This window comes from Martinezella lusitana (assembly GCF_010668395.1).
Classification (GTDB): Bacteria; Pseudomonadota; Alphaproteobacteria; order Rhizobiales; family Rhizobiaceae; genus Rhizobium; species Rhizobium lusitanum_A.
On the sequence record NZ_WUEY01000007.1, the window covers coordinates 146,791 to 168,300 of the forward strand.

The window sequence follows — 21,510 nt, forward strand, 5'->3', positions numbered from 1 at the left end:
AGTGACTTACTTCATGACCTGGCCGTTGACCGACACATGACCGTCGTCGGAAAGATCGATATCCCAGCGCGAGCGCCCATCGGCATCCGTCTTGGCGAATCCCTTGGCCATCATCAGGCCGAAAGAGAGTTGGGAGAGATCGGTCTTCGTCTTGGCAGCCTCCTGGATGGCCGCGATCGTCTTGTCGAGATCGCGGGCAAAAACCGTCATCTTCATGGAGACGCGATCCTTCTCGTTCAGCCAGCCGCGCATGCTGCCGGAAGCTTCGATATCGTAGAGATCCGAGGTGGCGCTGATTTTCGGGAAGTTGATGGTCACCGTACCGTCGGGGAACATGGCCTGCTGCAGCTTGGTGTCGATGGCGGTGTTGCTGTCCGGATTCTTGAAGTCGGTCTCCTTCAGGACATCCATCATGGCGGAGAAGTTCAGGTTCGGCACCTGCACCTGGACATCGGCCGCGTCGGGAATGAAGGCGATATAGTCGTCAGGCACCAGGCCAGTGGCCAGAGTGAGCTTTTCGGCATTCAAACCGAAATCGGCATTCATGGCATTGGCCGGACCCGCGACCTTGAAGAAGTAGCCCATCTTCTGCAGCCCGCCATTGCCGAACGGCGTCGTCACCGCCACGTCCTTTATGGCGACGGACTCGTCGAAAGAGCCGACGATCGGCATGGCATCCATCAGCAGCGCCTTGAGCGCCTGGCTGTCCGCATCCGAAAGGGTCTTCTCATCCTTGTGCTCGGAGACGAACTGCAGGAAGGAATTCACTGCCTTCAAGGGCAGCTTCGTCGCGCCCATATTGAAATCGATCGCACCGACCTTGATTTCGCCGAGCGTCGCGTCGTCGGACGAGATCTTGTCGTAAAGCGACTGCAGGCTGCCGTTCATCTTGATGTCGAGCCTGCCCGGCTCGCCGCTGTCGGCGGACGACAGCGTATAGGCGACGCTGTCGGCGGTAGCGTCGTTCTTCTGGACGCTGTTGTTTTCGTCGGTCGTCTTGGTGGCAAAGGTGATCCCCTGCCCCTTCATATCCATGGAACGCAGGTAGTGAAGCGCGGGATCGAAAACGCCCTTGACGGTCGAGGAGGCCAATGCATAGCGGAATTCGGTGGCGGGACCGTTGCCCGGCTTGGAATGCGCCGACACATCGAAGGCATTGTTGCCCTCGATATCCCAGAGGCCGCCATCCAGCGGCGTTGCCAGCATCGTCAATGGCTTGAGGCCGCTGATGTCGAAGCCGCTCGCGTTCAGCGTCTCGAGCAGCTTCTGCAGATCATAGGTCACCTCGTAGTGCCCGCTGACCGGCTTGACCGAGATTACGCCGCTCTTAGCGATATCGTCGGGCAGGAAATAGGTCAGATTGCCGTACAGATCCTTCGCACCCTGCTCGCTGACGTCAGCCGCCTGCGCACTGCCGATAACGCCGGCAGCGACGAAAGCCGCTGCAGCAACCGCTTTGAAACGCATAGTTCACCCCCAGATATGATGGAAAAGAAACGTGAAAATCCGAAAGAGCCAGATCGGCCTTTCGAGTGGAACCCTATGGTCGCCCTGATACATGGGCTTGCTCCCGAAACTCAAGGCTTCTTCATCACCTGTCCGTTGACCGTCACTGTCCGGTCTTCATCCATGGTGACGTCCCAGCGCAAGCGCCCGTCGGGATCGGTCTTGGCAAAACCCTTGGCAGCCAGCAGGCCAAAGGAAACATTGTTCAGGCCCGGGTTCGCCTTTGCCGCCTCCTGAATGGCAGCGACCGTCTTGTCGAAATCGCGCGCCAGAATGGTCGCCTGCAGCGAATAACCGGAATGCGGCTTGGTCGAGCCCTTCAGCTCGCCGGAAATTTCCACGTCGTAGGCTCCGGATGTCGCGCTGATCTTCGGAAACTCCAGCGTTCCGTAGCCGCTCGGAAACATCGTCCGCTTCAACGCTTCACCCGAAACCGGCGTTGCCCGCGCGGCGATAGCATCGAGCGCGGTATCGACAAGGCCCTCGAAATTGACGTTCGGCACACCGAGCTGCACATCGAGCGTCGTCGGCAGGAACGCCGTGTAGGCGGCCGGAATAAGGTCCGCATCGGGCGTGAACTGCTCGGCCCTCAGTTCCAGATTGACGTTGGATGCCTTGGTCAGCCCATCCATCTTGAAACTGTAATCGATGCGCTTGATGCCGACCTTGCCCTTGTCCGTCGCCAACGAGGCGTTGTTCAGGGTCACGGTCTTGCCGAGCGATCCGAAAATCGGCAAGGCGCGATGCACAAGCTGCTCGAACTTCTCGCTGCCGCTTTGCGAAAGCTGCTTGGCCTTGACGTGCTGAACAAAGAAGCGAATGAGCTCACGCAGATCCTTCACCGGCAGGCTGGTCGCGGTCACGTTCGTATCGACGCTGTCGGCGCGGAAGGTGATGGGCGAAGCATCGGGCCGCAGGGTGAACTGTTCGTTCAAACCCTGGAGGGTGCCCTGCAATTGCAGATCGACCTTGCCCGCCTCGCTGCTGTCGGTGATCGTATGCGCAAAGGAGGCGCTGTCGATCGTTGCGTCGACCTTCCGTCCGCTCTTCGGGCCGCTGCCGGCGCTGGAGAATTTCACGCCGCTGCTCTTGATGCCCATCGACCGCATCATTTCGATCGCAGGATCGAAAATGCCGTCGAATGAGCTGGAGGCGATCGAGTAGCCGATGTCCGAGGTCGGCGAATGCAGGGCGATATCGAGGCTGTTGTCGCCCGTCAGATGCCACTTTTCCTGCTCGACCGGCTGCGCGAAGAGAGTAAGCGGCTTGAAGCCGGTAACGGAAAACCCGCTGGAATTGATCTTGTCGAAGAATTTCGCGAGATCGTAGACGATCTCATACTGGTCGCCCGCCGGTTTGACGGTCACGAAATCGCTGCGGGCGAGATCCTGCGAAAGCGAGTGGGTCAGGATACCGCGAAGTTCCTTGGCGCCTTGCTCGTTGACGTCGGCTGCCTGCGAAGCGCCGGCGAGACCCATGGAAAAAACCGCGGCGGCGATTGCCCTGGAACGCATGCCCGACCCTTCCTTCTCATCCCGATCGATTGGATTCGACTGTTGATGGCGCCGGGGGTATATGTCAAGTCGTTGATACAAATGGCATCGCAGGCTTGTTCGCGGCAGTTGCAATGTCACCACAAAGCTTCTCGTTCCCTGAGTGCTTGCACCTTGGGCCGCTTTGTATTATACGCCACGCGTCCGCGTAGACACCCTTGGAGGCAACGCGGATGAGGCAGGGCGTGCCCTCCTCCAGTTCAGCCGAGGCGGCATATGGTCGACCGGATGAACTCTCCAAATAACCTCGAAAGGAATAGCCATGAGCCACGAAAGCTACGAGCTCAAGGCCGAGGCGCGCGAACGGGTTGGTAAGGGGTCCGCCCGTGAACTTCGCCGCAACGGTTTGATCCCCGCTGTCATCTATGGTGACAAGCAGGCCCCCATTTCCATCGCTATCAACACCAATGAGGTGACGAAGCGCATCCACGCCGGCGGCTTCCTCACGACGATCGCAACGATCGACGTCGGCGGCAAGAAGATCAAGGTTCTGCCGAAGGACTACCAGCTCGATCCGGTCCGTGACTTCACGGTTCACGTCGATTTCCTGCGCGTTTCCGGCAACACCGCGGTTACCGTCGAAATTCCGGTTCACTTCGAGAACCATGAAAAGTCCCCGGGCCTCAAGGCTGGCGGCGTGCTGAACATCGTTCGTCACGAAGTCGAAGTCCATTGCCCGGCCGATGCCATCCCGGAATTCTTCACCATCGACCTGACGGGCCTGAAGAGCGGCGACAGCATCCACATCTCGAGCGTGAAGCTGCCGAAGAACGTCACTCCGGTTATCGCCGACCGTGACTTCACGATCGCAACGATCGTTGCCCCGGCAGCCGGCCTTACGGAAGAAGCAGAAGGCGGCGAAGAAGCCAGCGCCTGATCGGCATCTTCAACCTGAAGCATTCGAACCCGCCTTCCCCAAGGGGATGGCGGGTTTTTTCATGCCCGCTCGACAATATTAGAAAAAGTAAAAGTAAAAATGACTTGGGCTCTATACTTCGATTGATATCCATTAACCCCAGAATTTCAGCAACATTTAACGGATTCATGAAAATCTACGCGAAAGAGTTGTAGGAAGCGGCACCCCCAGATTCGCGAGCCTATGACTGGGGAGCTGACGAGATAATGAGCCATTCGGTCGAAAACAGGTTTTTCGCGATCGTTTGCGGTGCGCTGCTGGTCTTCGTAGCGCCGCTCTTCGTCCTTTTCCTTTTTCTGTCCTCCGAACGCGCCGAAAAGGAAATCAAGGACCATATAACCGTCCTGCTCGTCGCCAATGCCCAGGCGCTCGCCAAACCCTTGTGGGATCTGGACGAGGATAGCGTCACCCAGATCAGCGCGACGACGGTCGCGGAAGGCGCGATCGTCCGTGTGAACGTCCGTGATCTCTCCGGCCAGCTCGATGTCACCCAATCGACCATTCCGAAATCCTACAAGGGCAACCTGGAGTCCATTTCCCGGCCGATCGTCTACAACGGCGTGGACGGAGCAAAGAAGCTTGGCGTCATCACGGTCTACTATCCGCAGCTTGGCCTCTTCGACGGCCTGAAGAACGAAGAAATCGTCTTCATTTCCATTTTCATTTTCGCCGTGCTGACCGTTTTCGGCGCGGCGCTGATCGGCAACCGCATTTTTGTCATTCAGCCCTTGATGCGGCTGACCCATGCCATCGAGGCAACGCGCCGGCTGGGTTCGCGCCACCATGTCGACTGGCAATCGAACGATGAGATGGGACGGCTCGCCAATAGCTTCAACGACATGCAGAGCAAACTGCAGCGCGAGGAAAACGAGCTCAAGCTTGCCCATCGGCGGGCCACCGACACCTACAATCTGACGCCTGCCATGCTCTTCTCCCTCGACAAGGACGATTGCATCGCCGCCGTCAGCGACTACTGGCTCGCAGCAACCGGCTACGACCGCGCCGAGGTGATCGGCCGCGAATTTGCAAGTCTGGTCCTGCCGGAATCGCGCGCGCAATATGTCGAGCGTAAGACCGGCAATCGAAGCAGCGCCGCGCGCCTTGCCGTGACGGTCAAATTCCTTTGCCGGAACGGCCGCGTCATGGACATTCTGATCCTGGAGACAACCGCGATCCAGGACGGCCAGTCGCTTTCCGTCATGACCGACGTCACCGAACTCAAGCAGTCCGAAGACCGGAATTTGCGTCAGGCGATCACCGACCACCTGACCGGCCTCCTCAATCGCCAGGGCTTCGAGACCGCACTGGACGCCAAGATCAATGAGGCCGATCTGCGCAAGCGCGAGCTCGCATGTCTGTTCATCGACCTCGACCGCTTCAAATGGATCAACGACAATATGGGCCATGCAGCCGGCGACGCCGCCCTGCGCGAGCTCGTATCCCGGCTGCAGAAATGCCTGAAATCGGGCGACATCGCGGCCCGCCTGGGCGGCGACGAATTCGCGATCCTGCTATTGGCGGAGGATGCCGAGGCGAGAGCCATCGACATGGCCGGCCAGATTGCCGAAATCTTCGAAACGCCCTTCGTCGGCGACGCCCGTCTCAGCGCCAGCATCGGCATCGCCATCTATCCGCGCCACGCCGCCAACGCGGCGGAACTGCTGTTGAAATCCGATATCGCGATGTATGCCAAGAAGCGCGACGGCAAGAACGGCGCGCAGATCTTCGACAACGGCATGCTGGACGACTCGCGACGCCGCGCCGAGCTGGAGAACCATATCGAAACGGGCCTCGGCGAGGACTGGTTCGAAGCCTATCTGCAGCCGGTCGTCAATATGGACGACCGCTCCATCGCCGGCTTCGAGGCGCTGATGCGCCTTCACCATCCGCAGAAAGGCATCCTGCCGCCGGCCCGCATCATCGAAGTCGCGGAAGAGACCGGCTCGATCATCCGCATCGGCAACCGCATCATGGAAAAGGCGATCGCCCATTTCGCGCGCCTTTCGCGCCTTGACGGCATGCAGGACACCTATCTCGCCATCAACTTCTCTCCGCTGCAGTTCGAGCCCGAGTTGCCAATGCTGATGGCCGCGGTGCTTTCGCGCCATGATATTTCTCCGCGGCGCATCGTCGTCGAAATCACCGAAGCGGTGCTCATGGACGACAATCCGGAGACGCGCATGGTCATCAACGAGATCTGCCGCTACGGCTGCCGCATCGCGCTCGACGATTTCGGCACGGGCTATTCATCGTTGAGCTATATCAATCGTTTCCCCGTCGACATCATTAAGATCGACCAGTCCTTCATCCGTGCAATCAACGACACCGTCTCCGATGTCAGCGCCAAAAGCCGCATGCTGGTCGAAAGCATCACCACGCTCTCGCACAAGATGAACTGCACGGTCATAGCCGAGGGCGTGGAGACGGAGGAGGAATGCGCGACCCTGCGCACCATGGGCATCGACTATGGCCAGGGCTACCTGTTCTATCGACCTCAGCATCCGGACAATCTGTCAAAGACATTGGCTGCCCTGCAGCAAGACCACCCTTCCCCTGTTGCACAAGCATCATAGCGATGAGGAACCGCATGCGAAAGCCGCTGCTCGTGATTGCAACCAGCCTGTTTTCGCTCACTCTTTTCTCTCCAGCCCGCGCCGACACCGTTCATTTCACCACCGAGGAATATCCGCCCTTCAACTATCGCGACGGCAAGACGGTCGTCGGAGCGACCACCGAGCAGGTGCAGAAGGTGATGGCCGATATCGGGGTCGATTATACGATCACCGTCATGCCCTGGGCCCGGGCCTACAATCAGGCGCTTGCGGACCCCATGACCTGCGTCTTCGCCACAGCGCACAATGAAGAACGCAACGCACTATTCAAATGGGTGCAACCGCTCCTCATCGACCGCAGCATCCTGATCAAGCACGGCGGCTCGGCGGTTACCGCCTCGACCATCGACGAAGCCCGGAAATATCTCGTCGGCACATGGCGGGAGGACTATACGGAAACGATTTTGCGCCGGAACAATTTCCCGCGCATCGACATCGGCAGCGACTTCAAGGCGAGCCTGAAGAAACTGATGAGCGACCGCATCGACCTGATGCCGATCTCGGAATTCTATTTCGACAAGCTGAAGGCGGATGGCAACGCCGTGGAAAAGGTGACTGTCCTTTCCCAGCAGCCCATGGGAATCGCCTGTCAGAAAGATTTCCCCACCGACCTTCTGAACAAAATGCAGACGGCGCTGAATGCGCTGATCGCCAATGGAACGCAGAAGCAGATTTTCCTGAAGTACGGCCTGCACCTCGGCGACTGACCGCATACCGCCTTGACTTTGCCGCCAAATCCCTGTCGTGAAGGGCATCGGTATTTTCCAAGGGGTGAAGCGCATGCTTCTCATCGCGGGCCTCGGCAATCCGGGCGCCAAATATCAGGGCAATCGCCACAATATCGGCTTCATGGCCGTGGATGCGATCTACCGCCGCCACAGCTTTTCGCCCTGGTCGAAGAAATTCAAAGCGGAAATTGCGGAGGGCGAGCTCGGCGGGCAAAAGGTGCTGCTCATCAAGCCGCAAACCTTCATGAACCTCTCGGGCGAGGCCGTCGGCGAAGCCATGCGCTTCTACAAGCTTCAGCCATCCGACCTCGTGGTCATCTACGACGAACTCGACCTGCCGGCCGGCAAGGCGCGGTTGAAGACAGGCGGCGGCCATGGCGGCCACAACGGCATCAAGTCGATCGACGCCCATTGCGGCAAGGAATATCGCCGCCTGCGCCTCGGCATCGGTCATCCGGGCGCCAAGGAACTCGTGCACAATCATGTTCTCGGCGACTTCGCCAAGGCCGACCACAGCTGGCTCGAACCGTTGTTCGACGCGCTTGCTGACAATGCCGACATGCTGGTGCGCGGCGAAGATTCGCAGCTGATGAACAAGATCGCCCTCGCGCTGGGCGGCAAGGCGGAGGAATACGCGCCGAAGCCGGAAAAGAAGGCGACAGCCAAATCCCACATCCACCAGGCGCGCAATCACAACCAGCCGAAGATCCCGGAAACCGGGCCGATGGCGGAGATGCTGAAGAGGATGTTCGGCAAGAAGGATAGTTGACATGCCGGAAGCGTCGAACGGAAGCGCCGCAGATATTGTCCTCCGCCCGGTCGCAAATGCGGATCTGGCGACACTGCTTGCGCTTTATCGGCACCTGAACACCGAAGACCCATCGCTGGATATGCGATTGGCGGAAAGCCGCTTTGCGGAAATCCTCATTCATCCGGGCATGACGATCTTTGCGGCCTTTGCCGGCGCGCAGGCCGTTTCTTCCGTCACCCTGATCGTCATTCCCAATCTCACGCGTGGCGGCGCGCCCTATGCGCTGATCGAGAACGTGGTGACACATGCCGATTACCGCCAGCGGGGACTTGCCGGCAAGGTCATCCGCAAGGCAATTGCGAGCGCCTGGGAAAAGGGCTGCTACAAGGTCATGCTGCTGACCGGCTCGAAAGACCCTGCAACGCTGCGCTTCTACGCCAATTGCGGCTTCATGCAGGATAAGACCGGGTTCCAGATCCGCCGCCCCGCGGCAGCTTAGCCGATGGCGACCGTTCCTATTCTTCCGGCTCGGTCGTGAACATCAGCGGGAAGCCGGCGCTCTTGGCAAGATCGACGGCCTCCTGGGCCTTCGTCTCGGCGACATCCCGCGCGCAAACCATCACCACGCAGGTTCCAAGCTTGTGCGCCGTCATCATGACGCGGTAGCCGGCCTCCTCGCTCATGCGGAAGACGGCCTTCAGCACCATGATGACGAATTCCCGCGGCGTGTAATCGTCGTTGACGAGAATGATCTTGTAGAGCTTCGGCCTATCGAGCTTCGGCTTGGTTTTAGTCTTTGGTTTCAGGACAACATCATTGTCACTCATCGGCATCACCGTTGACGACAGGAAAAGGGCTTTTGGCTGATACTCCCATTATAGTGCAGTGCACTACATCGTTCAAGGAGGCTCATGTCAGGGAGACAATATGGCAGATATCCGATCTCAGCCCTTCCTTTCTGCAGAAAAGCGGCTCTTTGCTTGCCCAAGACTTGACCCGCAACGGCCCATCCCCCATAGGCACAGCAAAGATTTTCAAGATATGGACAAGGTGCCATGGGTTTCAAATGCGGTATCGTCGGACTGCCGAATGTCGGCAAGTCCACTCTGTTCAACGCGCTGACCAAGACGGCAGCGGCGCAGGCGGCGAATTATCCCTTCTGCACGATCGAACCGAACACGGGTGAAGTCGCGGTTCCTGATCCGCGCATGCGCAAGCTGGCCGATATCGCCAAGTCGAAGGAACTCATCCCGACGCGTATCTCCTTCGTCGACATCGCCGGCCTCGTGCGCGGCGCGTCGAAGGGCGAAGGCCTCGGCAACCAGTTCCTCGCCAATATCCGCGAAGTCGATGCCATCGTGCATGTGCTGCGCTGCTTCGAAGACAGCGACATCACCCATGTCGAGGGCCGCATCAACCCGGTTGCCGATGCCGAAACGATCGAGACCGAGCTGATGCTCGCCGATCTCGAGAGCCTCGAGCGCCGCACCGAGCAGACACGCAAGCGCGCCACCGGCAAGGACAAGGAGTCCATGGCGATGCTGCCGATCATGGACGCCTCTCTGGCATTGCTGCAGGAAGGCAAGCCGGTTCGCACGCTCCTTTCCAAGCTGGACGCGGAAGAGATCCGCATCCTCAAGAGCCTGAACCTTCTGACGTCGCACCCCGTACTCTATGTCTGCAACGTCGCCGAAGGCGATGCCTCGACCGGCAACGAGCATACGGCAGCCGTCGCCGCCATGGCCAAGGAGCAGAATTCGGAAGTCGTCGTCATCTCCGCCGCGATCGAGGCTGAAGTTGCGCAGCTGCCCGATGAAGAGGCTACGGAATTCCTCTCCGCGCTCGGCCTCGACGAAGCCGGTCTCGACCGCCTGATCCGCGCCGGCTACAAGCTGCTGCACCTCATCACCTACTTCACGGTAGGGCCAAAGGAAACGCGCGCCTGGACGATCGAACAGGGCACCAAGGCGCCGCAGGCCGCCGGCGTCATCCATTCGGATTTCGAGCGCGGCTTCATCCGCGCCAACACAATCGCCTATGACGACTACATCGCCTACAACGGCGAAACCGGCGCCAAGGAAGCCGGCAAGGCGCGCGACGAAGGCAAGGAATACGTCGTTCAGGACGGCGACGTGATCCACTTCCGCTTCAACACCTGATCCGCTTTTTCCTGCCGGCGCCTATCTGAGCGCCGGCAATCTCCGCTGCATGCCGGCGGGCAAGCGCCGCACGACGATGCGACGCAGGTCGGCCCATCCAATGCCGATGACCAGCACGACCAGACCGACGATCATCAGCACCAGGAAACCGACCTTGTCGAGACCGGCATTGTTGTGCCGAAGAATGGCCGCGGTCGCCAGGCCGAGCGAGACGAGGCCGGCGGTCACGAAAGCACGGCGATCGATGACAAGGCCGATCAGCATCATCACCAGGACCGCAATCAGGACCGTCACCGCCTGCGTATACCCCCCGAAGAGAGCGTCGGTAAGGTTGGTGAAGACGGCGCCACCGCTGGCAAGCTCCAGGCGCAACGCCAGCAGGACGGTCGAATAAAGCAGCGCCGGAGCGGTTACCAGATGCAGCCAGAACGCCACGTCGGAGCGGCGCGTGACCCTGCCCGGATCGCTGAGATCGAAACGCATCGCCAGGGCAAAGCTGCCAAGTGCCGCGATCAGAAATATCGAGAGCGTCGTGATCGGATAGTCGATCGCCACATTTGAAGACCCCGTCACCGAGCCGACGACGTAGAACACCGCAGCCAGCAACAAGCCGAACAATGAGAACAGGAATAGCGCCAGCGCCAACGGCACCCGGTAGCGCCAGTAAAACAACGCCAGCAACGGAGGGAATGGCGCGGCTATGACGATCGCGCCGATGGTGGCGTTATCGACCAAACCCTGCGTCGAGCCGACATAGCTCACAACCGTATGGAACAGCCAGACGATGAGCGCGATGGTCAAGACGACGGCCGGAAGCGCGAGCCGCTGGCGGCGCACCAGAATCTCCGCCAGAATGACGATCGCCAGCAAGGATACGTACCGGTTCGCCAGGCCCCATAGTCCGACAAGCAGGACGATGATGCCGATGGTGATGAGCACATCGTGGAAGCCGCGAACGAAACGCGGCGCTTCCGTATCCTCCAGCGGGTTGGAATCATCAAGCGAACGCGGCGTCGAAAGAGCGTGCCCGGTCGGAAGCGCTCCGATGCTCTTCGCGTTCAGATAGGGCAGCAATCGCTCCGCCTGGCTGGAGGAAATAATCCCCTCGCCGGCTGCTTCTTCCAGTGCGATTTTGAGTTCGCTCATTTTTCTCTCGTTTCGTCTCGCCGTCACCAAGCCTCAACATATCGCCGCACTACAATCAAGAGCTGTCGTGCGCCAATAGGCAATCACCTTCGAACCCATCTCCCTATAGTCATGAAAATGCTTGCGCCGGCACTGCGGGCCATGCGATTGCCCAAGGGCAAGATGTGGAGGACGACAGAGGATATGACGAAACTCGTCTATGAAGACTTCCAGCCGGGTCGGGAATTTCCGCTCGGCCCCAAACATGTGACGGCGGCTGAGATCGTCGAATTTGCCAGCGAATTCGATCCGCAGCCGATGCATCTCGATGAGGACGCCGGCCGCGCAAGCATTCTCGGCGGCCTTGCCGCTTCCGGCTGGCACACCTCGGCCATGTTCATGCGCATGATGTGCGACTCCTACCTCCTCGCGACCGATGCGCAGGGCGCCCCCGGCATCGATTTCATGGAGTGGAAGAAGCCCGTCCTGGCTGGCGATACCCTGTCCGGCCGATCCATCGTCATCGAGGCGCGTCCCATGCGCTCCCGGCCCGGCATCGGCATCGTCAAGTTCCGCCACGAGATCGAGAACCAGCGCGGCGAGCTCATCTGCCTTGGAGAAAACGCCACGATGATCCGGTTGCGCGCCGGTGCGGAGGTATCGGCATGAAGATGAGCGAACTCTATGCCATCGGCGAACGCGTCGAGATCGGCAGCCACACCTTCACTCCGGAAAGCATCATCCACTTCGCGTCGCGCTTCGATCCGCAGATCTTCCACATGGATGCGGAAGCGGCCAAGCAATCGCTGTTCGGCGGCCTCTGCGCCTCCGGCTGGCATAGTTGTTCGATGTGGATGCGCAGCTTCGTGGACTACTGGAAGGCGGAAACGGCGCGGCTGATCGCCGAAGGCAAGACGCCTCCCAATCTCGGCCCCTCGCCGGGCTTCAAGAACCTGCAATGGCTGCGGCCGGTCTTTGCCGGCGACACGATCACCTATGGCGTCGCGATCCTTGGCAGCCGTCCGCTGGCCTCGCGCCCCGGCTGGGCGCTCTATACGCTCGCCTGCGACGGAATAAACCAGCACGGCACACCGGCCCTGCGCTTCGAAAGCACCGTGCTGGCCTTTGAATAGTGACCTGCGGGGCCGTCCCTGACGGACCCGCCAGCCTTCCGAAACCAATCAGTGTCCGGCGAATTCCACCAGCGTGTGAACCGGCACGTCAAGCTCTTCGAGCTTCTTGCGGCCGCCGAGATCCGGCAGGTCGATCACGAAGCACGCGGCGATGACCTCGGCGCCGATCTGGCGCAACAGTTTCGTCGCACCGACCGCTGTGCCGCCCGTTGCGATCAGATCGTCGATAAGGATGACCTTTTCGCCCGGATTGACTGCGTCGCGATGCATTTCCATCTCATCGACGCCATATTCCAGGCTGTAGGCGATGCGGACGATATCGTGCGGCAGCTTGCCCTTCTTGCGGATCGGCACGAAACCGGCCGACAACTGATGTGCCACCGCTCCCCCAAGAATGAAGCCCCGCGCTTCCATCCCGGCGATCTTGTCGATCTTGGAGCCGGCATAGGGCTGCACCAGCGCATCGATGGCGCGACGGAACGCCCTGGCGTCGCCGAGCATCGTCGTGATGTCACGGAAGATGATGCCGGGCTTGGGATAGTCCGGAATGGAACGGATGCTGGCGGCGAGCTCCGAAGCAACAGTGTTCATGAAATATGTACTCTCAGGCTATGAATAGGGCCGGCCGCACCCTACCAAGACCAGGGCTCCATACCAACAAAAAAGCGGCCCCGAAGGGCCGCTCTTTTGCTTGATTGTTGCAAGGCTCAGTGCGCGCCTGCCTTCGCATAGACCGACCGCTTGGTGAGGTAGATCAATACCGAGAAGATCAGCAGGAAGATCATGACCATGAAGCCGGTGTGCTTGCGGTCTTCGAGATGCGGCTCGGACGTCCACATCAGGAAAGCAGCCACGTCGCGCGCATATTGGTCCACCGTCTGCGGCGAACCGTCATCATAGGTCACCTGGCCATCCGAAAGCGGCTTCGGCATCGCAAAGGTCGCCGCCGCATCGAAATACGGGTTGTAGTGCGAATTCTGCGGCACGGTGAAGCCCGCCGGCGCATCTTCATACCCGGTCAGCAGCGAGTAGATATAATCCGGACCGCCTTCCTGATACTGCGTGAAGATGTCGAAGATGAACTGCGGGAAGCCGCGCTCGACTTCGCGTGCCTTGGCAAGCAGCGACATGTCAGGCGGCACGGCCCCGTTATTGGAGGCAGCGGCGGCCTCGTCGTTCGGGAACGGCGAGTTGAAATGATCAGACGGAAGCGCCTTGCGGGTGAACATCTCACCTTGAGGGTTCGGTCCGTCCTGCACTTCGTAGTTGGCGGCAAATGCCTTCACCTGTGCTTCCGAATAACCGAGGTCTTCCAGCGTGCGGTAAGCCACCAGCTTCATCGAATGGCAGGCGGAACAGACTTCCGTGTAGACCTTCAGGCCACGCTGGAGCTGCGCCTTGTCGTAATAGCCGAACGGGCCGGCGAAGGTCCAATGCTGCTCGCGCGGCTCCTTCAGCGGATAGTGCGGCGTCTCGCTTTCTGCGGCAGGCTTCGTTTCCGCTGCGATGACGGCAGCAGTCGTGAGGCCGCCGAAAAGCGTAAGCGACAGAAGCCCGACAATAATCTTTTTCATCGTTTTCTTCCTCTATCGCCGATTACGCTTGAACCGGAGCGGGAACTTTACCGCCCTGTTTTTCAAGAACCGCTTCCGTAATGGAATTTGGAATGCGCTTCGGTGTCTCGACTATGCCAAGCACCGGCATGACGACGAGGAAGAACAGGAAGTAGAACAGCGTCGCGAACTGCGCAGCCGTGGTGTAGATCCCTTCCGCAGGCTGAGAACCAAGCCAGCCGAGCAGGACGGCATCGGCGACGAACAGCCAGAAGAACAGCTTGAACCAGGGACGATAGACGGCAGAACGAACCTTCGACGTATCGAGCCACGGCAGGAAGAACAGCACGATGATGGCGCCGAACATCGTCAAGACGCCGCCAAGCTTGGAGTCGATAGGCCCGATGTTGAAGGTGATCGAACGCAGCATCGCGTAGAACGGCAGGAAGTACCATTCCGGAACGATGTGTGCCGGCGTCTTCAGCGGGTTTGCCGGAATGTAGTTGTCGGCATGGCCGAGGAAGTTCGGCAGGTAGAACACGAAATAGGCGAACACCAGCAGGAAGATGGAAACGCCGAGCGCATCCTTCAGCGTCGCATAGGGCGTGAAGGGCACTGTATCCGTCTTCAGCTTGACTTCGACGCCGGTCGGGTTCGTCTGGCCCGTCACATGCAACGCCCAGATGTGCAGGATGACGACGCCCGCGATCATGAACGGCAGCAGATAGTGCAACGAGAAGAAGCGATTGAGCGTCGGATCGTCAACGGCAAAACCGCCGAGCAGGAAGGTCTGGATCCAGTCGCCGACCCATGGGAAGGCCGAGAAGAAGCCGGTGATGACGGTCGCGCCCCAGAAGGACATCTGACCCCAGGGCAGAACATAGCCCATGAACGCGGTCGCCATCATCAGCAGGTAGATGATCACGCCGAGAATCCAGAGGATTTCGCGCGGCGCCTTGTAGGAGCCGTAGTATAGACCGCGAGCAATGTGCAGGTAGACGGCCACGAAGAAGAAGGACGCGCCGTTGGCATGCATGTAGCGCAGCAGCCAGCCGTGATTGACGTCGCGGACGATCTTTTCGACCGAATTGAAGGCGATTGCCGTATTGGCCGCGTAATGCATGGCCAGGACGACGCCGGTCAGGATCTGCAGGACCAGCATCACGGCCAGCATGGCGCCGAACGTATAGGCGTAGTTCAGGTTGCGCGGGACCGGATAGGCAATGAAACTATCGTAGACCATACGCGGCAGCGGAAGCCGCGCGTCTACCCATTTTTCGAGCCCTGTGGATGGCTCGTAAGACGAATGACCACTCATGATTCAGCTCCCCCTCAACCGACCTTGATCTTCTTTTCCGACGTGAACGCATATTGCGGTATGAAGAGGTTCTGCGGCGCAGGCCCATGGCGGATGCGACCGGCAGTATCGTAGACCGAACCATGGCAGGGACAGAACCACCCGCCATATTCACCCGCCTGACCGAGCGGGATGCAACCGAGATGGGTGCAGACGCCGATCATGACCAGCCAGTTCTCCTTCCCATCGCCAGCCGAACGGGCAAGATCGGTTGCCTGTGCGTCGGCCGGGAGATTGGCATTGCGAGCAACCGGATCCTTCAGGTCCGAGAGCTGCGCGGCCTTGCCATCGTCGATTTCCTTTTGCGTGCGGTTGCGGATGAAGACGGGTTTGCCACGCCATTTCACCGTCAGAGACATGCCGGGCTCAAGGCTCGACACATCGACTTCAATGGATGCAAGAGCGAGTGTCGATGCGTCAGGCCGCATCTGGTCGATAAACGGCCATGCGACGGAAACTGCGCCCACCGCACCGGCCATACCTGTCGTCAAATAAAGGAAATCGCGACGAGTCGGCTCGCCGGTGGACTCAACTGTCGTACTATGCTCGCTCAAGGCTGCACATCCTCTTCCGCAAAACCACGGCAGAAGCCGCGGTACCCCCTCACTAACGGCGAATCATCGCGACCATAATTCCGCCATAGATTCCTCCGTAACCCGCTGCGTTCTAAGCTTGATCGCAAATTATGTCCAGTCTTGGCAAGGGGAGAGGGCACAATGTCGCGGCAAAACTGCGCTATTGCGTCGCAAGTCGGGAGCTTGAAGGCTCCTATCGCCAGGGCGAACGGTTAAACGCATGAAAAAGCAGGGGATTCGCATGGAGCCTTGTTGCGCTGCAAGGCAAAATGAAAAGCAGTTTCAATGCTGCATTGCAGAAAATAAGGCAATATCAGCACTTTTCTCATGTCGCAGGGACTAACCTTTACCTCTTAAAACCGAATGGATTTCCTATGCGATTTGTGGACGATTATGGTCCTTGCCTTGCGCATTCGAAGCATAAAGAAATGAAGCACGAGAACTTGTCATGAGACACACGGTTTATTGCGTACTATGCGTTCTCGCTACATTGGCGCTGGGTATCCTTGCGGCGCGCTATGTTGCCGATTCCTGGTTGCTGGCTTTTTTCGAAAGCCTGCAGACCCACATCAGCCTGTTTGCGATCATACTCGCGTTGACCGCATTCTTCTTCAAGCGCCACTGGTATGCGATGGTCCTGGTGGCGGCCGGAACGGTGCTGCTGGTTCACTCGGTCATCATGCTGCAGGAATACGCCGCCTCCTCGATCATCGCTTCGGCGGAAGCAAGCGGCGGGCACTTCAGGCTGCTCTCCTTCAACATCGAGGACAGCAATTTCGAAAACGGCACCCGCATCGCCGATCTCATCGTCGCTTCGAAAGCCGATGTCGTCGAGATTTTCGAGGCCGGACCCATCTTTTCCGATATGGACCGCATCTTGAAAGTCTATCCTTACCGCATCGGCTGCGGCGTGATGACCACCGATTGCGACTCGCTGCTCCTGTCGAAGAGGCCGTTCCAGACGCAGCTCATGCGCAGCCTCGGCAGCCTCTGGGACAATCGTTTCATTCTGGCCACCATCGATATGGACGGCCAGCCGGTGAATTTTGCCTCGGTTCATCTGAGCAAGCCCTATTTCGACGCATTCCACCAGATTGAGCTCGGCCTTCTCGCGCCAGCGCTCAATGACGTGAAAGGGCCATTGATTCTCGCCGGAGATTTCAACGCGTCGGTCATCGCTCCGGATATGCGTGACTTTCTCGCCGCAACCGGCCTGCGCCATGCCTTTCCCGAGCCAGCGACCTGGCCGATCGCGGCAGGCGCCTATGGCATCACCATCGATCACGTTTTCGCGCGCGCGCCGCTGCGGCTGGTATCCGTAAAGCAGATCCGCGATGCGATGGGCTCGAACCATTTCGGCTTGATGACGGAGTTCAGCGTGCCCCGGCACCCCTGATCGCGTGGCTTCGAGGTCGATCGGAAGGCGCGATCAATCCGCGTCCGCCGCGATGAAGCCGCCGGACTGGCGTGCCCAGAGTTCGGAATAGAGGCCGCCACGCGCGATCAGCTCGTCGTGCGTGCCCTCTTCGATAATCTTGCCCCTGTCGACGACAATCAGCCGATCAAGCTTGGCGATCGTCGACAGCCGATGCGCGATCGCGAGAACGGTCTTGCCCTTCATGAGCGTGTCGAGGTTGGACTGCAGTGCCGCCTCTGCCTCCGAATCCAGCGCCGAGGTGGCCTCGTCCAGCACGAGGATCGGGGCATCCTTCAGCATGACGCGCGCAATCGCGATGCGCTGGCGCTGGCCGCCGGAAAGCTTGACGCCGCGCTCGCCGACATGAGCGGCATAGGCGCTGCGCCCCTTCTGGTCCTCCAGGGTGGTGATGAAACCATCCGCCTCCGCCTGCCTTGCGGCTTCCACCATCTGCTCGTCGGTGGCATCCGGGCGGCCGAAGAGGATGTTGTCGCGAACGGAGCGATTGAGCAGCGCGGTATCCTGCGTCACCATGCCGATGGCGCCGCGCAGCGACTCCTGCCGCACGGTGGCGATGTCCTGCCCATCGATCAGGATCCGGCCGCCTTCAAGGTCGTAGAAGCGCAGCAATAGATTGACGAGGGTGGTCTTGCCTGCGCCAGAGCGTCCGACGATGCCCACCTTCTCGCCGGCAGCCACCCTGAGGGAGAAATTGTCGATGACGCCGCCGCCGCGCCCGTAGTGGAACGTGGCATTGTCGAAGCGGATCTCCGGTCCGGTGATCGTCAGGTCCTTCGCATCGGGCCGGTCCACCAGCCCGATAGGCTCGGAGATCATCTCGGCAGAATTCTGGATCGTGCCGAGATTGCGCATGATGGCGTTGAATTGCGCCATCATGCGGCCGAAGAGCATGTTCAGCCGCAATACCATGCTGAGCGTGAAGGCAACGCCGCCGGTCGAAATCTCTCCCGATAGCCAGAGATGCACGGCCAGCGCCCCGATGCTGGTGATCATCACACCCGACAGCAGCGCCAGCGACGAACGTACGCCGGTCAGCAATCGCGTAAACGGCATGACAGCCGCCTGGAAGCGATCGAAGCCGCTGCGGATATAGTGGTCGTTCTGCTCTTCGCGACCGAAGAGCTTCAGCGTCTGGATATTGGCGTAGGCATCGACCATACGCCCGTTCAGCATCGAGGATGCCTCCGCCGCGTTACGGGCATGACGCCGGATGCGTGGCACGAAATGGCGGGCGAGCAGGGAAAAGACGCCGATCCAGACCGCGATCACCAGCGCCAGCCGCCAGTCGAGCCCGCCGACCAGCGCAATGGTCGAGGCGGCATAGATGATGATGAACCAGACCACCTGCAGCAGCGACACGACGAGGTCGCCCGTCGCCTGCCCTGCCGACCAGACCTTGGTGACGACGCGCCCGGAAAAATCGTTCTGGAAGAACTCGACCGATTGTCTCGCCACATGCCGGTATGCCTGCCAGCGCACGAGATTGAGAAAGCCCGGAACGACCACCTGCTCCTCGACCAGCGCACCGAGGCTGACGACCACGAAACGCACGACGAGCACGACGAAAACCATGCCAAGCAGCGACGCGCCATGGCCGGCGAGCAGCCCGCTCCAGCCCTCGCCCGGCTTCACCTTGTCGAGGATGTCGACCAGATGGCCGACGAACCAGAACAGCGCCGCCTCGAGCATGGCGACCGCGCCGCCGAGCGCCGCCATCGCCAGGAAAGGTCCCTTGGCCTGGCCGACATAGTACCAGATGAAAGCGCGGAGCGACCGCGGCGGCCGAAGATCGCCGCTGCGATAGTAAGGATCAATCCACGTCTCGAACAGACGGAACACGGAACGGATGAACATGTGAGCGATATAGGCAATTTCGCCGGGCACGCAAAGGAAACGGCCCCGTTGCAAAGGTTATATTTTCGTTAGGTTTCAGGCGAACGCCTGCCTCGCAGGCCCCGCAAAGAGCAAGGGCGGCTTTCGCCGCCCTTGCCTGATCCTCATTCCGCTGCCGCCTCGGCTTCTTCATGGTCGGCGAGGAAGCCACCCGACTGGCGGCTCCAGAGCTCGGAATAGATACCGCCGTTCTGGACCAGTTCCTGATGAGTGCCCACCTCGATGATCCGGCCCTTGTCGAGCACGACGAGGCGGTCCATCTCGGTCAGCGTCGACAGGCGGTGCGCGATGGCGATCACCGTCTTGCCATGCATCAGCGCGAAGAGGTTTTCCTGGATCGCCGCTTCCACTTCGGAATCGAGCGCCGAGGTCGCCTCGTCGAGCACCAGGATCGGCGCGTCCTTCAGGAAGACGCGGGCGATCGCGATACGCTGCCGCTGGCCGCCGGAGAGCTTGACGCCCCGCTCGCCAACCTGCGCATCGAGCCCGGTGCGGCCCTGCATGTCGACAAGGCCCTCGATGAACTCCCAGGCATTGGCGCGCTTGGCCGCCTGGATCACCTCCTCGTCGGTCGCATCCGGCCGGCTGTAGGCGATGTTGTCGCGGATCGAGCGGTGCAGCAGCGACGTGTCCTGCGTCACCACGCCGATCATCGAACGAAGGCTGTCCTGCGTCACCCCGGCGATATCGTGGCCGTCGATGGTGATGCGGCCGCTCTCCAGATCGTAGAAGCGCAGCAGCAGGTTCATCAGCGTCGTCTTGCCGGCACCCGAGCGACCGACAAGGCCGACCTTTTCACCGGCGCGGATATCCAGTGTCAGATCCTCGATCACGCCCTTCGCCTTGCCATAGTGGAAGCGAATGTGATCGAAGCGGATAGCGCCCTGCCTGGCCGCGATCGGCGAAGCCGCCGGCCGGTCGATGATGTCATGCGGCTTCGTCATCATCTCCATGCCGTCATAGACGGTGCCGATGTTTTCGAAGAGCGCCGAGACTTCCCACATCACCCACTGCGACATGCCGTTGATGCGCATGGCAAGGCCGATGGCGATGGCAATCGAACCGACTGCGATCGAACCGTTGAGCCAGAACCAGATCGACAATGCCGAGACGATGAACAGCGCCGCACAGTTGTTGGTGTAAACAGCGGCGTTGAACAGCGTTATCTTGCGCATCTGCTTGTGCACCGTGTCGAGGAACTCCTCCATGCCGGCCCGGGCATAGCTCTCCTCGCGGCCCGCATGCGAAAACAGCTTCACCGTCGCGATGTTGGTGTAGCTGTCGACGACGCGTCCCGTCATCGTCGAACGTGCGTCGGCCTGCTGCGCGGCGATCTTGCGCAACTTCGGCACGAAGTAGGAGACGATACCGATGTAAATACCGAGCCAAATCACGATCGGAATCACCAGTCGCCAATCCGCCATCGCGATGACGAAGATCATCGACAGAAAGTACGTCACGACATAGACGAAAACGTCGAGGAGCTTCATGACGGTTTCGCGCACGGCAAGCGATGTCTGCATCACCTTGGTGGCGACGCGGCCCGCGAACTCGTTGGCAAAAAAGGTCATGCTGTGACGCAGCAGGAAGCGGTGCATCTGCCAGCGCGCGATCATCGGGTAGTTGCCGATCAGCACCTGGTGCATGATGAAGCTGTCGAGCACCGCCGCCAGCGGCAGGCCGACCAGCACCATCGCCCCCATCCAGAACAGCTTGGGCCATTCCGTTTGCAGGAAGGTCGCCCTATCGGCCTTCGTCAGCCAATCGACGATATCGCCGAGGAACTGGAACAGCGCCACCTCGCCGATCGCGATCGACATGGTGAGGATGCTCATGGCGATCAGCCAGGGCGCGGCCGGCTTGGTGTAATGCCAGCAGAAGGCAACAAGACCGCGCGGCGGAGCGTCCGGTATCTCGCTCGGAAATGGATTTAGTCGGCGTTCAAACCAGCCAAACATTGAAATGCTCCAAAGACTCGACCTTTTGACCAACCACTGCGCCTAAAGGTCGCGGACTGATATGGTGGCCGGGCGATGAAAGAACGAGGCCACACTGGCCGCGAAATGAATCGAAAGGGGGATTACCGCGAAAGCGCGCCGTAAAGCGCCTTGATCAGAGCCGTGGGTTTACGGCACGGAGGCGCATCATCATCACAAACAAGATATCCATCTGAGCCTCCTATTTCGCTGGTTGTAGAGCGCCCGTCTTTTA

At 59.9% G+C, this 21,510-nt stretch carries 19 protein-coding genes; 9 read left to right on the forward strand and 10 right to left on the reverse strand.

The window, feature by feature from the left end:
• Positions 1-6 precede the first annotated feature (6 nt).
• Both GR212_RS17745 and GR212_RS17750 read right to left on the reverse strand, forming a co-directional pair.
• Complete coding sequence (locus GR212_RS17745) at positions 7-1,467, reverse strand: hypothetical protein (RefSeq protein WP_163987896.1); 1,461 nt, start codon at positions 1,465-1,467, stop codon at positions 7-9.
• Between the two features lie 110 nt (positions 1,468-1,577).
• Positions 1,578-3,020 (reverse strand): hypothetical protein, encoded by a 1,443-nt coding sequence (locus GR212_RS17750; protein ID WP_163987897.1) that lies wholly within the window; start codon positions 3,018-3,020, stop codon positions 1,578-1,580.
• 301 nt (positions 3,021-3,321) lie between these two features.
• Between GR212_RS17750 and GR212_RS17755 the strand changes: the two genes are divergently transcribed.
• From GR212_RS17755 to GR212_RS17775, 5 genes are all read left to right on the forward strand, one after another.
• Positions 3,322-3,936, forward strand: coding sequence for a 50S ribosomal protein L25/general stress protein Ctc (locus tag GR212_RS17755; RefSeq protein ID WP_163987898.1), 615 nt, complete (start codon positions 3,322-3,324; stop codon positions 3,934-3,936).
• A 245-nt stretch (positions 3,937-4,181) separates the two neighbouring features.
• Complete coding sequence (locus GR212_RS17760) at positions 4,182-6,548, forward strand: EAL domain-containing protein (protein ID WP_163987899.1); 2,367 nt, start codon at positions 4,182-4,184, stop codon at positions 6,546-6,548.
• A 14-nt stretch (positions 6,549-6,562) separates the two neighbouring features.
• Positions 6,563-7,294, forward strand: coding sequence for a substrate-binding periplasmic protein (locus GR212_RS17765; RefSeq protein WP_163987900.1), 732 nt, complete (start codon positions 6,563-6,565; stop codon positions 7,292-7,294).
• Positions 7,295-7,367: 73 nt separating this feature from the next.
• Positions 7,368-8,084, forward strand: a complete 717-nt coding sequence (gene pth, locus GR212_RS17770) for an aminoacyl-tRNA hydrolase (protein WP_163987901.1) — start codon at positions 7,368-7,370, stop codon at positions 8,082-8,084.
• 1 nt (position 8,085) lies between these two features.
• Positions 8,086-8,565 carry a GNAT family N-acetyltransferase gene (locus GR212_RS17775; RefSeq protein ID WP_163987902.1) on the forward strand — a complete coding sequence of 160 codons (480 nt, stop codon included), beginning with the start codon at positions 8,086-8,088 and terminating at the stop codon, positions 8,563-8,565.
• 16 nt (positions 8,566-8,581) lie between these two features.
• On the opposite strand, the gene clpS is transcribed toward GR212_RS17775, so the two are convergent.
• Entirely contained in the window at positions 8,582-8,893 is a 312-nt protein-coding gene (gene clpS, locus GR212_RS17780; RefSeq protein WP_163987903.1) for an ATP-dependent Clp protease adapter ClpS, read from the reverse strand.
• Between the two features lie 228 nt (positions 8,894-9,121).
• On the opposite strand from clpS, the gene ychF reads away from it, so the two are divergent.
• Entirely contained in the window at positions 9,122-10,225 is a 1,104-nt protein-coding gene (ychF, locus tag GR212_RS17785; RefSeq protein WP_163987904.1) for a redox-regulated ATPase YchF, read from the forward strand.
• Between the two features lie 21 nt (positions 10,226-10,246).
• Here the strand turns inward: ychF and GR212_RS17790 are convergent, their stop codons facing one another.
• Positions 10,247-11,371 (reverse strand): hypothetical protein, encoded by a 1,125-nt coding sequence (locus GR212_RS17790; RefSeq protein ID WP_163987905.1) that lies wholly within the window; start codon positions 11,369-11,371, stop codon positions 10,247-10,249.
• Positions 11,372-11,554: 183 nt separating this feature from the next.
• On the opposite strand from GR212_RS17790, the gene GR212_RS17795 reads away from it, so the two are divergent.
• Positions 11,555-12,019, forward strand: a complete 465-nt coding sequence (locus GR212_RS17795) for a MaoC family dehydratase (protein ID WP_163987906.1) — start codon at positions 11,555-11,557, stop codon at positions 12,017-12,019.
• Positions 12,016-12,483 carry a MaoC family dehydratase gene (locus GR212_RS17800; RefSeq protein WP_163987907.1) on the forward strand — a complete coding sequence of 156 codons (468 nt, stop codon included), beginning with the start codon at positions 12,016-12,018 and terminating at the stop codon, positions 12,481-12,483. The genes GR212_RS17795 and GR212_RS17800 overlap by 4 nt, the downstream gene beginning before the upstream one ends.
• A gap of 48 nt (positions 12,484-12,531) precedes the next feature.
• On the opposite strand, the gene GR212_RS17805 is transcribed toward GR212_RS17800, so the two are convergent.
• The 4 genes from GR212_RS17805 to petA form a co-directional block, all read right to left on the reverse strand.
• A complete protein-coding gene (locus GR212_RS17805; RefSeq protein ID WP_163987908.1) occupies positions 12,532-13,074 on the reverse strand; it encodes an adenine phosphoribosyltransferase in 543 nt (180 codons plus the stop codon).
• 116 nt (positions 13,075-13,190) lie between these two features.
• Complete coding sequence (locus GR212_RS17810) at positions 13,191-14,057, reverse strand: cytochrome c1 (RefSeq protein ID WP_163987909.1); 867 nt, start codon at positions 14,055-14,057, stop codon at positions 13,191-13,193.
• A 22-nt stretch (positions 14,058-14,079) separates the two neighbouring features.
• Positions 14,080-15,354, reverse strand: a complete 1,275-nt coding sequence (locus GR212_RS17815) for a cytochrome b (protein WP_163987910.1) — start codon at positions 15,352-15,354, stop codon at positions 14,080-14,082.
• A gap of 14 nt (positions 15,355-15,368) precedes the next feature.
• A complete protein-coding gene (gene petA, locus GR212_RS17820; RefSeq protein WP_163987911.1) occupies positions 15,369-15,947 on the reverse strand; it encodes a ubiquinol-cytochrome c reductase iron-sulfur subunit in 579 nt (192 codons plus the stop codon).
• Between the two features lie 469 nt (positions 15,948-16,416).
• On the opposite strand from petA, the gene GR212_RS17825 reads away from it, so the two are divergent.
• Positions 16,417-17,364 carry an endonuclease/exonuclease/phosphatase family protein gene (locus GR212_RS17825; RefSeq protein WP_163987912.1) on the forward strand — a complete coding sequence of 316 codons (948 nt, stop codon included), beginning with the start codon at positions 16,417-16,419 and terminating at the stop codon, positions 17,362-17,364.
• Positions 17,365-17,397: 33 nt separating this feature from the next.
• On the opposite strand, the gene GR212_RS17830 is transcribed toward GR212_RS17825, so the two are convergent.
• On the reverse strand, positions 17,398-19,260 hold the full coding sequence (locus GR212_RS17830; RefSeq protein ID WP_163988099.1) for an ABC transporter ATP-binding protein: 1,863 nt from the start codon (positions 19,258-19,260) through the stop codon (positions 17,398-17,400).
• Positions 19,261-19,403: 143 nt separating this feature from the next.
• Positions 19,404-21,257, reverse strand: coding sequence for an ABC transporter ATP-binding protein (locus tag GR212_RS17835; RefSeq protein WP_163987913.1), 1,854 nt, complete (start codon positions 21,255-21,257; stop codon positions 19,404-19,406).
• Positions 21,258-21,510: the final 253 nt, after the last annotated feature.

What these genes read in the sequence shown, in the direction of transcription:
- GR212_RS17745 (WP_163987896.1), bottom strand. Translation starts at nt 1,467, where the DNA reads ATGCGTTTCAAAGCGGTTGCTGCAGCGGCTTTCGTCGCTGCCGGCGTT.
- GR212_RS17750 (WP_163987897.1), bottom strand. Translation starts at nt 3,020, where the DNA reads ATGCGTTCCAGGGCAATCGCCGCCGCGGTTTTTTCCATGGGTCTCGCC.
- GR212_RS17755 (WP_163987898.1), top strand. Translation starts at nt 3,322, where the DNA reads ATGAGCCACGAAAGCTACGAGCTCAAGGCCGAGGCGCGCGAACGGGTT.
- GR212_RS17760 (WP_163987899.1), top strand. Translation starts at nt 4,182, where the DNA reads ATGAGCCATTCGGTCGAAAACAGGTTTTTCGCGATCGTTTGCGGTGCG.
- GR212_RS17765 (WP_163987900.1), top strand. Translation starts at nt 6,563, where the DNA reads ATGCGAAAGCCGCTGCTCGTGATTGCAACCAGCCTGTTTTCGCTCACT.
- pth (WP_163987901.1), top strand. Translation starts at nt 7,368, where the DNA reads ATGCTTCTCATCGCGGGCCTCGGCAATCCGGGCGCCAAATATCAGGGC.
- GR212_RS17775 (WP_163987902.1), top strand. Translation starts at nt 8,086, where the DNA reads ATGCCGGAAGCGTCGAACGGAAGCGCCGCAGATATTGTCCTCCGCCCG.
- clpS (WP_163987903.1), bottom strand. Translation starts at nt 8,893, where the DNA reads ATGAGTGACAATGATGTTGTCCTGAAACCAAAGACTAAAACCAAGCCG.
- ychF (WP_163987904.1), top strand. Translation starts at nt 9,122, where the DNA reads ATGGGTTTCAAATGCGGTATCGTCGGACTGCCGAATGTCGGCAAGTCC.
- GR212_RS17790 (WP_163987905.1), bottom strand. Translation starts at nt 11,371, where the DNA reads ATGAGCGAACTCAAAATCGCACTGGAAGAAGCAGCCGGCGAGGGGATT.
- GR212_RS17795 (WP_163987906.1), top strand. Translation starts at nt 11,555, where the DNA reads ATGACGAAACTCGTCTATGAAGACTTCCAGCCGGGTCGGGAATTTCCG.
- GR212_RS17800 (WP_163987907.1), top strand. Translation starts at nt 12,016, where the DNA reads ATGAAGATGAGCGAACTCTATGCCATCGGCGAACGCGTCGAGATCGGC.
- GR212_RS17805 (WP_163987908.1), bottom strand. Translation starts at nt 13,074, where the DNA reads ATGAACACTGTTGCTTCGGAGCTCGCCGCCAGCATCCGTTCCATTCCG.
- GR212_RS17810 (WP_163987909.1), bottom strand. Translation starts at nt 14,057, where the DNA reads ATGAAAAAGATTATTGTCGGGCTTCTGTCGCTTACGCTTTTCGGCGGC.
- GR212_RS17815 (WP_163987910.1), bottom strand. Translation starts at nt 15,354, where the DNA reads ATGAGTGGTCATTCGTCTTACGAGCCATCCACAGGGCTCGAAAAATGG.
- GR212_RS17825 (WP_163987912.1), top strand. Translation starts at nt 16,417, where the DNA reads ATGAGACACACGGTTTATTGCGTACTATGCGTTCTCGCTACATTGGCG.
- GR212_RS17830 (WP_163988099.1), bottom strand. Translation starts at nt 19,260, where the DNA reads ATGTTCATCCGTTCCGTGTTCCGTCTGTTCGAGACGTGGATTGATCCT.
- GR212_RS17835 (WP_163987913.1), bottom strand. Translation starts at nt 21,257, where the DNA reads ATGTTTGGCTGGTTTGAACGCCGACTAAATCCATTTCCGAGCGAGATA.